The 12,817-nt window shown below is 45.9% G+C and carries 10 protein-coding genes; 6 read left to right on the top strand and 4 right to left on the bottom strand.

Translation table 11 applies throughout. From position 1 onward, the window contains the following. The first annotated feature begins 28 nt into the window (after positions 1-28). A complete protein-coding gene (gene pgmB, locus NSQ55_RS29005; protein ID WP_339170393.1) occupies positions 29-3,034 on the top strand; it encodes a beta-phosphoglucomutase in 3,006 nt (1,001 codons plus the stop codon). A gap of 51 nt (positions 3,035-3,085) precedes the next feature. On the opposite strand, the gene NSQ55_RS29000 is transcribed toward pgmB, so the two are convergent. Genes NSQ55_RS29000 through NSQ55_RS28990 form a run of 3 tightly spaced genes read right to left on the bottom strand, consistent with a single transcriptional unit; the run spans position 3,086 to position 6,438 of the window. Beyond that, on the bottom strand, positions 3,086-4,477 hold the full coding sequence (locus tag NSQ55_RS29000; RefSeq protein WP_339170390.1) for an aldehyde dehydrogenase: 1,392 nt from the start codon (positions 4,475-4,477) through the stop codon (positions 3,086-3,088). A 42-nt stretch (positions 4,478-4,519) separates the two neighbouring features. Next, positions 4,520-5,494, bottom strand: coding sequence for an aldo/keto reductase (locus tag NSQ55_RS28995; protein WP_076191692.1), 975 nt, complete (start codon positions 5,492-5,494; stop codon positions 4,520-4,522). A gap of 35 nt (positions 5,495-5,529) precedes the next feature. After that, positions 5,530-6,438, bottom strand: a complete 909-nt coding sequence (locus NSQ55_RS28990) for a LysR family transcriptional regulator (RefSeq protein ID WP_339170386.1) — start codon at positions 6,436-6,438, stop codon at positions 5,530-5,532. A gap of 61 nt (positions 6,439-6,499) precedes the next feature. Here NSQ55_RS28990 and NSQ55_RS28985 point away from each other — a divergent pair, with 61 nt between their 5' ends. Continuing rightward, positions 6,500-7,390: a DMT family transporter gene (locus NSQ55_RS28985; protein ID WP_339170384.1), complete on the top strand. Its 891-nt coding sequence runs from the start codon at positions 6,500-6,502 to the stop codon at positions 7,388-7,390. An 86-nt stretch (positions 7,391-7,476) separates the two neighbouring features. Here NSQ55_RS28985 and NSQ55_RS28980 read toward each other — a convergent pair whose 3' ends face one another. After that, a complete protein-coding gene (locus NSQ55_RS28980) occupies positions 7,477-8,577 on the bottom strand; it encodes an FUSC family protein (protein WP_052097383.1) in 1,101 nt (366 codons plus the stop codon). Positions 8,578-8,886: 309 nt separating this feature from the next. Here NSQ55_RS28980 and NSQ55_RS28975 point away from each other — a divergent pair, with 309 nt between their 5' ends. Genes NSQ55_RS28975 through NSQ55_RS28960 form a run of 4 tightly spaced genes read left to right on the top strand, consistent with a single transcriptional unit; the run spans position 8,887 to position 12,691 of the window. After that, on the top strand, positions 8,887-9,996 hold the full coding sequence (locus NSQ55_RS28975) for an ABC transporter ATP-binding protein (protein ID WP_036682445.1): 1,110 nt from the start codon (positions 8,887-8,889) through the stop codon (positions 9,994-9,996). Next, a complete protein-coding gene (locus NSQ55_RS28970) occupies positions 9,986-10,798 on the top strand; it encodes an ABC transporter permease (RefSeq protein WP_036682096.1) in 813 nt (270 codons plus the stop codon). The genes NSQ55_RS28975 and NSQ55_RS28970 overlap by 11 nt, the downstream gene beginning before the upstream one ends. Next, the gene (locus tag NSQ55_RS28965; RefSeq protein ID WP_076099717.1) at positions 10,788-11,621 is read left to right on the top strand and encodes an ABC transporter permease; all 834 of its coding nucleotides are present in this window, start codon (positions 10,788-10,790) and stop codon (positions 11,619-11,621) included. The genes NSQ55_RS28970 and NSQ55_RS28965 overlap by 11 nt, the downstream gene beginning before the upstream one ends. After that, positions 11,618-12,691: an ABC transporter substrate-binding protein gene (locus tag NSQ55_RS28960; protein WP_076181956.1), complete on the top strand. Its 1,074-nt coding sequence runs from the start codon at positions 11,618-11,620 to the stop codon at positions 12,689-12,691. The genes NSQ55_RS28965 and NSQ55_RS28960 overlap by 4 nt, the downstream gene beginning before the upstream one ends. The last annotated feature ends 126 nt before the right edge of the window (positions 12,692-12,817 follow it).

The raw sequence follows: 12,817 nt of genomic DNA, 5'->3' as shown, positions 1-12,817 counted from the left end.
AAACTGTGATCAGGGGGAGCTTAGAGAGATGAAGATGAAACCATACGTACATCCGGCGGCGGTATATCCTTACCGGGAGTGGAGTCTTGATGAGGAAGCTTATAGTGAAGAGAACAATCAAAGAAGCGAGAGTATTTTCGCTCTTGGCAATGGATATATTGGTATGCGCGGTAATTTCGAAGAAGGTTACCACGGCAGCTCAGGCTCGTCTGTAACAGGCAATTATTTGAATGGTTTTTTTGATTCGGAGCCCATTGTATATCCAGAAGGAGCGTACGGATATCCATCCCGCAATCAAGCGATGCTGAACGTAACAGATGCCAAGATTATTGAACTGAGTATTGAAGGGCAGACCTTTCAGTTAAACAGTGGGCAAGTGCATCATTATGAACGAAAGCTGGATATGCGAAGCGGGGTTCTGCATCGGCAGGTAGATTGGGAATCTCCAGCTGGTCACCGGGTACAGCTTCATATCCGGCGGATGGTGACTTTGCAGCACAAACATCTGGCGGCGATAGATTATGAGGTTAAAGCGCTGAATTTCAGCGGAGTGCTTACCTTCACTTCATCCATCGACGGCAAGATCCAAAGACCTAAGGTAACGGATGATCCCAGATTGGGCTCGGGAGGCAAGGAGTCCAGTCTGCTCCTGGAGGATACCGGTCATGAACCGGGACAGTCCTTCTTATGGATGAAGCAGCGGACGCGGCATACCCGGTTTGCCCTATTAACAGGGGTAAGTCATAAGCTTGATTCAAGATCTGAGGGTAAAAGGACCGTACAGCATGAGGGGCAGAAATTATCCATGCAGTTTGTCGTCCCGGTGGAGCGTGGGGAAAGCGTCTCACTAACCAAATATATCTCTTACCATACCTCTAAAGATTATCCAGAAGACGAACTACTTAGTAGAAGTACTGAAATATTACACTTAGCAGACCATAGCGGGTTTGAAGCGCTTGCCCAGGAACAGCAGGCTTATCTGGATCGATACTGGGCACATACGGATGTGGAGATTCATGGTGATCTTGCGCTTCAGCAGGGCATTCGCTTTAATGCTTTTCAACTGCTTCAATCCGTAGGCCGTGATGGGGTTACGAATATTGGAGCCAAGGGATTAACGGGTGAAGGATACGAAGGGCACTATTTCTGGGATACCGAGATGTATATGCTGCCCTTCTTTACGTTCACACAGCCGGAGATTAGCCGAAAGCTGCTCGAATTTCGTTATGCCACGTTAGACAAAGCACGGGAGCGTGCAGCGGTAATGTCGCAGAAGGGAGCCTTGTTCCCTTGGCGGACTATAGACGGGGCAGAGAACTCTGCGTATTTCCCGGCAGGCACGGCGCAAATGCATATTAATGCGGATATTGCGTATGCCATCAAGCAGTATGTACTGGCTACCGGAGATTATGATTTTTTGGTTACGAAGGGAGCAGAAATTTTATTCGAAACTTCCCGCTTTTGGTTGGACTTGGGGTACTTTAATCCGGCTAGAGGCGGTGCCTTTTGTATTGATGCAGTAACCGGTCCTGATGAATATACAGCTATCGTCAACAATAATGCATACACCAACTTTATGGTACAGGATCAGCTTTATTATGCACACGAGATGGCAGGGATATTGTCTAAGCAGTATCCTGAGCATTTTGAACGCCTGAAACAAAAAATCGGTCTGACTGAGCATGAGACATTAGTGTGGCTGGAAGCGGCGGATAAAATGTTTATCCCCTTTGATGAGGGACTTGGCATTTATGCTCAAGACGACACGTTTCTCTCCAAGAAAAAATGGGATTTCGAGCATACACCAGCTGACAAATATCCGCTGCTGCTTAACTACCATCCGCTGGTAATTTACCGGCATCAGGTGTTGAAACAGGCGGACTTGGTAATGGCGATGTTTCTGCTGGGTGACCAATTCAGCTTGGCGGATAAGATCCGGAATTATAATTATTATGAGCCGCTGACGACGCATGATTCTTCATTGTCACCGTGCATCCACAGTATAATCTCTGCTGAGATTGGTGATTTGACGGGAGCCTATTCCTATTTTGACCGCACGGTACGGATGGACTTGGATGATATCAACCGCAACGTAAAGGATGGACTGCACACTGCTGCTATGGCAGGCTCCTGGCTGTCGATTGTGAATGGTTTTGGTGGCATGCGCTTATGCGGCGGGATGTTATCATTTAATCCTAGTGTGCCAGCGCAGTGGGAGAGCTATCGGTTTAAAATAACATGCGCTGGACAGCTATTGGATATTTTTGTGAGTGATACAGAAGTGATCTATACGCTGCTGGAGGGCGAAGAGCTTGAGATTATGCATAAGGGAAACCTTATACAGTTGTCTGCACAGAAGCCGCTGAGGCTTTCGAATGTGAAGCAGCTTGAAGCTGTTATTTTCGAGCTGGACGGGATAATTACTGACACTGGAGAGTATCATTATGAGGCTTGGAAGGATCTGGCGGATGAACTTGCGCTTTCTTTTGATCGAGAGAAGCATAAGAGTCTTAAGGGCCTAAGTCGAATGGAATCTTTAGAAGTCATTCTGGAGAGTAGTGGACTGAATTTGCCGCAACCGGTAAAGGGAATGCTCTGCAACAAAAAGAACGAGAAGTATAGACAGCTGGTTCAGCAAATGACGCCTGCTGAGCTGTATCCGGGTATCCACAGCGTGTTGTCCGATTTGCAGCAAAGAGGGATTGCTATCGGACTGGCTTCAGTGAATGAGAATGCGCTGCTGATTCTCGAACGCTTGCAGATCGGGCATTGGTTTCAGGCGGTGGCTGACCCTGGCAACTTGCGTAGAAGCAAGCCAGATCCAGAGATTCACTTGCAGGTTGCGGAGATGCTGGGCATATCCCCAGACTGCTGTGTGGCGATTGAGGATACCGAGGAAGGAATAGCCGCAATTAATGCTGCTGGTATGAGGTCAGTGGGAGCTGGAGTGGCGCTCGTAACCGGGACCGCGGATCTATGTCTGGCTTCCACCGCAGAGATAAGTGTTGAGAAATTGTTAGAGCTGTTTACGTAGTTACCCTGATAAGCAGCAAACCTCACGATCATGGGAGGTTTGCTGCTTTGTTTATTTCATTACTTTTCGAACCAGCTTCACTTTATTGCCATAAGGAGGATACACGATTCCGAGGTCGATCCGTGTGCCTCGCTTGACGATGCTTTTATGATGGGAGAAGACCTCAAAGCTATACTTCCCGTGATAACCCCCGATTCCGGAGTTTCCTACTCCACCAAACGGAAGATAAGTGCTCGCCACATGTGAGATCGTATCATTGATACACCCTCCCCCGAATGAGACCCGGGACAGCACCTCTTGTTCTACACTCTTATCCTCCGTAAATAGGTATAGTGCCAGTGGCTTTGGATGTTCATTAATACTCTGAATGGCCTCATCCAATTGATGATATTCCAATATTGGGAGGATCGGACCGAAGATCTCATCTTCCATAGCAGCATCCGTCCAAGTGGCAGGATAGATTAAAGTAGGCTCAATATAACGTTCTTCTGGCACGATGGTGCCGCCCATAATCACCTTGCTCTGATCTCGCGCAATGAGGTCAGCAAGTCTTTGCAGCTGGCGATCATTCACGATCCGGCCATAATCTGTATTAGGCTGTGCATCCTGACCGTAGAACTCAGTGATGTGATGTTTGAGTTTGGTGATCAATTCTTTGGCAATATCCTTGTGGACTAACAGATAATCCGGTGCGATACAGGTTTGGCCCGCGTTCAGCAGCTTGCCCCAGACAATCCGTTTCGCTGCAATATCAAGATTAGCGGTCTTATCAACAATAACCGGGCTTTTCCCGCCAAGCTCCAAGGTTACAGGCACTAAATTTTTCGCTGCCGCTTCCATTACGATTTTGCCGACAGGCACACTGCCCGTAAAGAAAATATAATCAAACTTGGCGTGGATCAGCAAATTAGTGGTCTCTTTTTCCCCTTGAATTACGCGGATATACTGCGGCTCGAAGGTCTCTTGAATAAGCTGTTCAACCACGGACGAGATGGCAGGTGTGCTCTCAGATGGCTTGAGGACAGCGCAGTTACCAGCGGCAATGGCGCCGATCAGGGGCTCAATCAGCAACTGAAATGGATAATTAAACGGGCCAATAATGAGCGTTGTGCCGTAAGGCTCACTTAAAATATAACTTTTTGCAGGAAATAAGTGCAGCGGCGATCGAACCTTTACAGGCTTCGCCCAACGCTTAAGATGTTTCATCATGTAGCCGATACTGTCCAGCGTAAAGCCGATTTCTGTGGCATAGGCTTCGAACTCACCTTTTCCTAAATCCTGTTGTAGTGCGGTGATGATACGTCCTTCGTATTGTTTAATAATATTCTTAAGCTTGAGCAGCTGCTGGAGACGAAAAGAAACCTCCTTAGTTACGCCGCTATTAAAAAAATTCTTATGCTCTTCAAGCATTCCTTGAATGCTGTCAGCTGTATAGGTTGTCATTAATCTTTCCTCCATCCTTGTAAAAAGTTAGAGCATACGACTCTATGGGAGCCGGTAAAAAGCGAACGGCTCGCGATAACGGAAGGAATCACTGGCTTCATCCAGCTTGGCCGAAGTTTCTTCATTAAGTACAAGTGAGGTACTAAGCAAATTTTGTTCCAGCTGTTCCACACGCGTAGCCCCGACAATAACCGTCGAGACGGCAGGCCGATTCATAAGCCAAGCTAAGGAGAGCGCGGTAGATGAGGTTTCCATTTCCTCAGCAATTTGACTCACTTGGCTTCCGAGCTTGATCCGGTCAGCATCAAGGAATCTTTTGAAATTAGGATCGGTATCTGCTCTGGACCCCGATGGCGCTGAGTCGCTTGTATTATATTTGCCTGTGAGAATCCCACCAGCTAGTGGAAAGTATGGAATGATCCCTACACCTTGATCCAGGCAGAGCGAAAGGAGCTCATTCTCCGGTGTCCGGTCTGCTAAGGAGTAGCTGCACTGAATTGAAGTGTACTTGGTGAAGTTGCGTGCTTCACTAATCCCAATCGCCTTCATTAATTGCCATGCTGTATAGTTGGAGGCCCCGATATAACGGACTTTCCCCGAGGATACCATATCGTCCAAGGTTCGTAAGGTTTCTTCAAGCGGCGTATAGGGATCAAAGGTATGAATCTGGTATAGATCGATATAGTCCGTCTTAAGGCGGCGAAGGCTATCTTCAAGCTCCTGCAGCAAATGGCGACGGGAGGAGCCGCTACCGTTAGGACCCTCATTTTTGACTAAACCTGCTTTAGTTGCGAGAACAGCCTCATGTCTCCTACCTTCCAAGGCCAGACCGATGATTCGCTCGGATTCTGAGCCAGCGTAAATATTAGCAGTGTCTATGAAATTAATTCCCTGATCAAGCGCAGCATGTACAATCTGAATGGAGGTCTCTTGATCCGCACGTTTGCCGAAAGCGTTCGTTCCCAGTCCTAATGCGGATACCTGTAATCCGCTATTTCCTAGTCTTTTAAAGTTCATCCTCAGCACTCCTTATCATCTATTAATTAATCCATTTATTTTTGAGTGAAAAGATCCAGCGCTGTCTCAATGAAGAGCTTTACAGCAATTGAAGTGTCGGCAAGCGAGCTGACCGCAATTTGGATATCTCTATAAGCATCCGGCTGCAGCTCACGGGTAACCACATTTGGAGGCAGAGATAACAAGGACAGTTCAGACATCACGCCGATCGCCAGTCCCTCCTGAACCATATTAAGAGCTGTTGCAAAGTTATTAACCACATATTTTACATTCAGATGGCTATTACTTCTGCGGAATAGCTCTACAACGGGCGGTTCATATCCTGCTTTGCAAATCAACATGGGCTCGTTCGCTAATTCCTGCACACATACAATGGATCGCTTTTGCAAGGGATGGTCATCTCTAAAAACGGCAAACAATTTCTCTCTATATAATGGAATGGTTTCGAATTCTGCACTGGGAGCGAGCAATAAGCCAACATCAATTTCTTTTGAATCCAGCCATTCTCTGACTTCAGCGATAGAACCCTCCTGTAAGATAATTGTAATATTTGGATATCTTTTAGTGATAGAGCTAATAATCTTCGGTAGAAAATGAGCCGATGCCACAGGGAAAGCTCCAATGCGGATACTTCCTTTTTCAAGACCTCTCTCCGCGTAAATCTCCTGATTGACCTTATCAAAGCCCATTAGAATTTCACGGAAAATAACAAGAATACGTTTGCCGATATCCGTAAGCATCAGGCCATTACGCCGGTCTCGAAGCAAGAGCTTTACGTCTAATTCGGCTTCGAGGGACGAGATCGCCCGGCTGACCGCAGGCTGTGTCATATTCAGTTCTACACCAGCTTTAGTAAAGCTGCCGCTTTCGGCGATTTTGACGAATAAACGAATTTGAGTATTGTTCATAACAAATATGATATGCCCCTTATGATTATTATTCATTTCATTTATGCTCTTGTTTATTGTATCATTTGTGATGAATCTACACCAAGGAAGTGAACAAATGAATCAGCAGAAGAAAAGTATAATCCTTCTTATTTTTTTGGTGATTGTATGGGGCATTAATTGGCCTATATCCAAAATCGCCTTAGACTATGCTCCACCTCTATTATTTGCAGGTATTCGAACCGTCGTAGGCGGTATTATTCTGATTCTAATTGCACTGCCCAAGGTGAAGGAGCTTCGCTTCAAGCAGCTCTGGCCGATCTATCTGATCTCGGCGGTACTTAGTATTGTGTTCTATTATGGATTTCAGACAATTGGCTTGCAGTATGTTCCGGCGGGATTGTTCTCATCGATTGTATTTTTGCAGCCTGTATTGCTAGGTGTTTTTTCTTGGCTGTGGTTAGGTGAGAGCATGTACGGGCTTAAAATGGCTGGTTTGCTGCTTGGTTTTCTCGGGGTAGCCTCTCTTAGTATCGGCGGAATTAATGGGAGTATCTCCATATGGGGAATTGTGTTGGCTCTAGCCAGTGCCCTAAGCTGGGCATTAGGGACAATATATATGAAACGGAATGCTGTACGTGTGGATATGCTGTGGATGACGGCTATGCAAATCACGATCGGTGGCATCATTCTGCTACTTTCGGGATCAGCTACGGAGAAATGGTCGGATATCACCTGGAGTGGAACCTTTATTGTGGATACCTTGTTTATCGCAATCTTTGTTATTGCTCTGGGCTGGCTAATTTATTTCAAGCTGATTAACGAAGGAGAAGCAGGAAAAGTAGGTTCATTCACCTTCTTGATCCCCCTGATCTCGATAGCAACCAGCGTAGTTTTTTTGAAAGAGCAGATTACCATAAACCTTGTGATCGGATTATTGCTGATTGTCGGCAGTATTGTACTGGTAAATGTGAAGATAGGGCGTGCTGCCAAACAATCAGTCAGTTAAATTTGTTGGATGGTTGTAGTAACCAATCGTGCTAAAGGGCATTATGTCTAATAGGGATTGAACATAAAAAAAGGACACTCCCAAGCTTAGAGCTTCTGGGAGAGTCCTTTTTTAATTAAGCGTATAGCGCGTGTGATTTCAGCTGTTGAAGGCCGAGCTGCAACTACGTAAGTAGCAGAACTAGCACGTTCCACTTCTTCGAGTACCCGGTTTAAGTGACTGAAGAGCGCTCCTAGATCACGAACTGATGACAGTGAGCACCGTCCTTGCAGTTCAGAGAAGCTGGCCGCCTGCAAGTCGCGGGCACGATGCAGACAATCTGTAAGTGAACGTTGGCATTCAGCCTTGGATAAGGTCTTGGTACCATAAACAGCTATACAATCGGCTGTTGCCTCCAGCACTTCCAGCATCCAGTCAGAATTGGCATGATGTGCTGGCAGCAAGCAAATATCGTCGGCAATTTCTTTAACATAGGAATGAATGGTCTTTAGATGTGCTGTGGCTTGTATAAGTCCCTTTAGATCACCACGACACTGATAGTGAGCAATGGTATAGAACATTTCCTTCTGTTGTTGATTGCTGGCAGACAGCAGTTTACCTGCTTGCTCCAGCATATTATTATCCTTTGATGAATCTCTTCTTATGCCTACGAGACCTTTTAAAGCATCCGAAAGTAGAAGGCTTCCATCGAGTGCCAATGCTTTTACCTTGACGAACCTGTTCGGTGGAACGATAATCATATTGATGATCAAGGCAATGAGCACACCAATAAAGGTTTCGGCGACTCTCCACAGCACGTAATCATTGTGATAAAAGGTAAGGGCCAGAACCGAGGTCACCCCCACCTGCGAAACCGCTTGGATATTCATCCGACAGGCTGTGGCAATTCCAATCCCGATGAGCAGAATTAGCAGAATGGAAAATGCACCTACATCGAAGAATTGGCCTACAATCAGGCTGACGATTCCGCCGATAATAATACCGATCAGGCGGTAGATTCCTTTTTCAAGTGAAGCCTTCACACTGGCTTGAGTAATTAGAATGGCTGCAAGCGGTGCAAAGTATAAATATTGGTCACCATATAAACTGTGTACGGCTACCCAGGATAGTGATGCGGCAAGCGTAATTCGTATCATGTAAAGCGAGAATCCATATTTTTCAAGGCGGTCTAGTAACCCCTCGTTCATTATCATTCATCTTCTTTCGCAAAAATAAGAAAACCACACTGGCTTTTCAGTTCGTTTTCATTATAGCACCTCAAAAAGGGCAGGGAAGACTGGACTTTTTACAAACTTGTTAAGTTTATGCTTAGCATTTAACAATGTAAGCTATCGCATATAATGGTACAATCTAATATGCTATATCTATTGGAGCGTCGAAGGAGAGGGAAAATTGTCGCTTATTAGCGCTGAGCATACTCATTTCGATTGTTCTCCGCAAGATGCGGGTAAAATAGTATTGTATTACTAAGGTAAGGGAGGTTGTTAGCTATAGCTATTCAGGAAGGTACCATTATTTCATTTGAAGAAGTTACTAAGCAATATGACGACGAAGATCCGGTGTTAAAAGGAGTCAGCTTTGAGATAGAGCGCGGCAAATTCTATACACTACTTGGTCCATCTGGCTGTGGTAAAACGACTATTCTTCGATTGATCGCCGGGTTCGCTGAGCCAACGAGCGGTTCTATTTATTTAAATGGAAAGGTAATTAACCACATTCCCGCCAATGAGCGGCAGGTCAATACGGTATTTCAGGATTACGCATTGTTTCCACACCTGAACGTATTCGAGAATGTGGCTTTCGGACTGCGCATTAAGAAGCTTAAGAAGGATGTTATCACGAAGAAGGTGCAGGAAGCGCTAAGCTTCGTTAACCTTGTGGGTTATGAGCAGCGTGCGATTAACGAAATGTCCGGCGGTCAGCGCCAGCGGGTTGCCATTGCCCGGGCGATTGTGAATGAGCCACAGGTTCTACTGCTGGACGAGCCTCTATCGGCGCTAGATCTCAAGCTGCGCACGGAGATGCAGTACATACTGCGGGAAATGCAGCAGCGGTTAGGCATTACCTTTATTTTTGTAACGCATGACCAGGAAGAGGCACTCGCGATGTCCGACTGGATTTTTGTCATGAATAAAGGAAAAATCGAGCAAAGCGGCACCCCTAACGATATTTATGATGAGCCGATTAACCGTTTTGTGGCGGATTTTATTGGCGAATCGAACATTGTGCCGGGAGTTATGATCGAGGATTATCTGGTGGAGTTTAACGGCCGCCGCTTCGAATGTTTCGATGCCGGGCTGAAACCGAATGAATCCGTAGAGATTGTTATTCGTCCTGAGGATTTGGAAATTTCTACGCTGGAACAGGGTAAACTACGTGTGCGGGTTGATTCCCAGCTATTCCGGGGCGTGCATTATGAAATCAGCTGTTATGATGAATCCGGGCATGAATGGCTTGTGCATTCTACACGTAAGGCGACTGTAGGCAGTGAAATTGGCCTTTATTTTGATCCGGAAGCGATTCATGTTATGCGTTTCGGTGAAACGGAGGAAGAATTCGACAGACGTCTGGAAGCTTATGGCGAGGTGGAGAGTCATGAAGAATAAGGGCAAATCGTACTATCTCATCCCTTATTACCTCTGGATCGCATTGTTTGTAATTGCACCGGTAGTGCTTGTCATCTATTATTCGTTATTTGATTTGGATGGCCATATTACTCTGGATAATTACGTCAGTTTCTTCACCCCTGTATATTTAAAAATGACGCTGACCTCGTTCTGGTACGCGTTTCTGATTACAGCATTCTCTTTGCTGGTTGCCTATCCGGCGGCTTATCTGCTGACGAGAACCAAACATAAGCAGCTGTGGTTATTGCTGATTATTTTGCCGACATGGATTAATTTGCTGCTAAAAACCTACGCTTTTATAGGGATATTCGGTACATTTGGTCCGATCAATAATTTCTTTGATCTGCTTGGAATCGGAGAACAGCAAATTCTGTTTACGGGCTTCAGTTTTGTATTTGTATCTGTCTATATTTTTATTCCGTTTATGATCCTGCCGATATACAGCGCTTTGGAGGATTTGAATTTATCCTTGCTGGATGCGGCACGTGATTTAGGGGCTTCGGGCTGGACCACGTTTAGACGTGTTATTTTTCCGCTGACCATTTCGGGAGTACGCTCAGGCTGTATGGCAGTATTCATACCTGCGCTGTCCCTGTTTATGATCACCCGTCTGATTGCAGGCAACAGGGTCATTACGCTGGGCACCGCAATCGAGCAGCATTTCCTGGTCACTCAGGACTGGGGCATGGGTTCTACAGTTGCAGTGTTTCTGATTGCCATTATGGCGCTGTTTATGATTATCACAGGCGGATCGCGGAAAGGGGCGCGGAATGAGAAATAAAAATGGATTCTCTAACCTCTACCTAGTTCTGGTGTTCATTGTTCTGTATGCACCTATCTTCTATTTAATGTACTATTCGTTCAACAGTGGGGGGACGATGCATAAGTTCGAGGGCTTCACGCTGGATTACTACCGTGAGGTGGTCCAAGATAAGCGCCTGATCATCATCGTAATCAATACGCTTGTGATCGCGCTGCTATCCTCGGCTATTGCGACCCTTATCGCTATTATTGGTGCGCTGGCCATTAAAAGTGTGCAGAATCGCCGCGCCAAGAACACCTTGCTGTCTCTGAATAACGTGCTGATCGTCAGTCCAGATGTCATTATTGGTGCTTCGTTCCTTATCCTGTTCACCATTGCTGGCATCAAGCTGGGTTTCGCGTCTGTTCTGCTCTCACACGTTGCATTCAGCGTACCGATTGCCGTATTGATGATTTTGCCGCATCTACAGGAAATGAGCCCTACATTAACGGATGCAGCCCGTGATCTTGGGGCAAGCCGTAAGGATGTGCTGACTAAAGTAATTTTGCCGATTATTAAACCAGGGATATTCAGCGGATTTTTTATGGCGCTTACGTATTCACTGGATGACTTTGCGGTTACGTTCTTCGTAACAGGCAACGGTTATTCGACGTTATCGGTTGAGATATACTCTAGAGCCCGGCAAGGGGTGTCGCTATCGATTAATGCGCTGTCGACAATGATCTTCCTGTTCACCATTCTGCTTGTGGTTGGTTATTACTTCCTGACCCTTAAGAAAAATCGCCATAACACAGCAGAAGCTGTGGCGGAGCCTGTTGCAGAAGCGGGGGTGCCTAGATGAAACAGCTGATAAATGCTTTTCTGGCGATCCTTATCACGGCATTTGCGCTCATGTACTTGGGATCTTGGATGAATTCGAGAGAGGGATATTCGGGTGGAAACACACTGACTATCTATAACTGGGGCGACTATGTCGATCCGGATCTATTGAAGGAATTTGAAAAAGAGACCGGCTTAACAGTCATTTATCAAACCTTCGATTCCAATGAAGCTATGTTGACCAAGGTTGAGCAGGGCGGAACTACCTTTGATGTTGTAATCCCTTCGGATTATGCCATTGCTAAGATGAAAGAAGAAGATCTGCTCATCCCGCTGGATCATAGCAAGATTTCGAATCTAAAGAATATTGATTCACGCTTTATGGACCTCTCGTTTGATCCGGGTAACAAATATTCTGTACCTTATTTCTGGGGGACCGTCGGGATTATTTTCAATCCGGAAATGACCAAGGGCATGGACTTCACCAGCTGGGATTCTCTCTGGGACAGCAGACTGCATAATAACATCTTCCTGGTAGACGGAGCCCGTGAAGTGATGGGCATGGCCTTGAACAGCCTGCATTATTCCGTTAATGACAAGGATGAGGCACATCTGCAGGAAGCACTGACTAAGCTCAACAAGTTGTCTCCTAACGTGAAGGCGATTGTCGGTGATGAGATCAAGATGCTGCTGGCAAATGAAGAAGCTTCGGTTGGGATTGTCTGGTCCGGCGATGCTTCCGAGATCATGGACGAGAATGATAAGCTGGATTATGTAGTGCCGGAAGAAGGCTCGAACAAATGGTTTGATAACATGGTTATTCCTCGGACAGCGAAAAATGTGGATGGAGCGCATCAGTTCATCAACTTCATGCTCCGCCCAGACGTTGCTGCTAAGAATGCAGAATATGTAGGTTATTCCACGCCTAACATTCCTGCACTGGAGCTGCTTCCTGAGGAAACTTCTGAGGATACCCGTTTCTATCCACCAGCCGAAATTACGGACCGGCTTGAAGTATACGATAACCTTGGCAAACGGATGCTTGCTCATTATAATGAGCTGTTCCTAATGTTTAAGATGAATAAGAAGTAAGCTGACTAAAGCTAAAGCTAAAGCGAAACGACATTAAGAGCGTCTACATACGGGTAACCGTGTTAGACGCTCTTTTTCGGTTTGATCATCGTGTAGTCTCAAGACAACAGACAGTTTAGCCGAAAG

It is taken from the genome of Paenibacillus sp. FSL H7-0943, assembly GCF_037963265.1.
GTDB classification, from domain to species: Bacteria; Bacillota; Bacilli; order Paenibacillales; family Paenibacillaceae; genus Paenibacillus_AQ; species Paenibacillus_AQ odorifer.
This window is presented reverse-complemented; position numbering and strand designations above follow the sequence as displayed.

Excerpts from the sequence above, each read along its gene's own strand:
- NSQ55_RS28970 (WP_036682096.1), top strand. The coding sequence starts at position 9,986 with ATGAAGAATAAGGGCAAATCGTACTATCTCATCCCTTATTACCTCTGG.
- NSQ55_RS28960 (WP_076181956.1), top strand. The coding sequence starts at position 11,618 with ATGAAACAGCTGATAAATGCTTTTCTGGCGATCCTTATCACGGCATTT.
- NSQ55_RS28990 (WP_339170386.1), bottom strand. The coding sequence starts at position 6,438 with ATGAATAATAATCATAAGGGGCATATCATATTTGTTATGAACAATACT.
- pgmB (WP_339170393.1), top strand. The coding sequence starts at position 29 with ATGAAGATGAAACCATACGTACATCCGGCGGCGGTATATCCTTACCGG.
- NSQ55_RS29000 (WP_339170390.1), bottom strand. The coding sequence starts at position 4,477 with ATGACAACCTATACAGCTGACAGCATTCAAGGAATGCTTGAAGAGCAT.
- NSQ55_RS28980 (WP_052097383.1), bottom strand. The coding sequence starts at position 8,577 with ATGAACGAGGGGTTACTAGACCGCCTTGAAAAATATGGATTCTCGCTT.
- NSQ55_RS28965 (WP_076099717.1), top strand. The coding sequence starts at position 10,788 with ATGAGAAATAAAAATGGATTCTCTAACCTCTACCTAGTTCTGGTGTTC.
- NSQ55_RS28995 (WP_076191692.1), bottom strand. The coding sequence starts at position 5,494 with ATGAACTTTAAAAGACTAGGAAATAGCGGATTACAGGTATCCGCATTA.
- NSQ55_RS28985 (WP_339170384.1), top strand. The coding sequence starts at position 6,500 with ATGAATCAGCAGAAGAAAAGTATAATCCTTCTTATTTTTTTGGTGATT.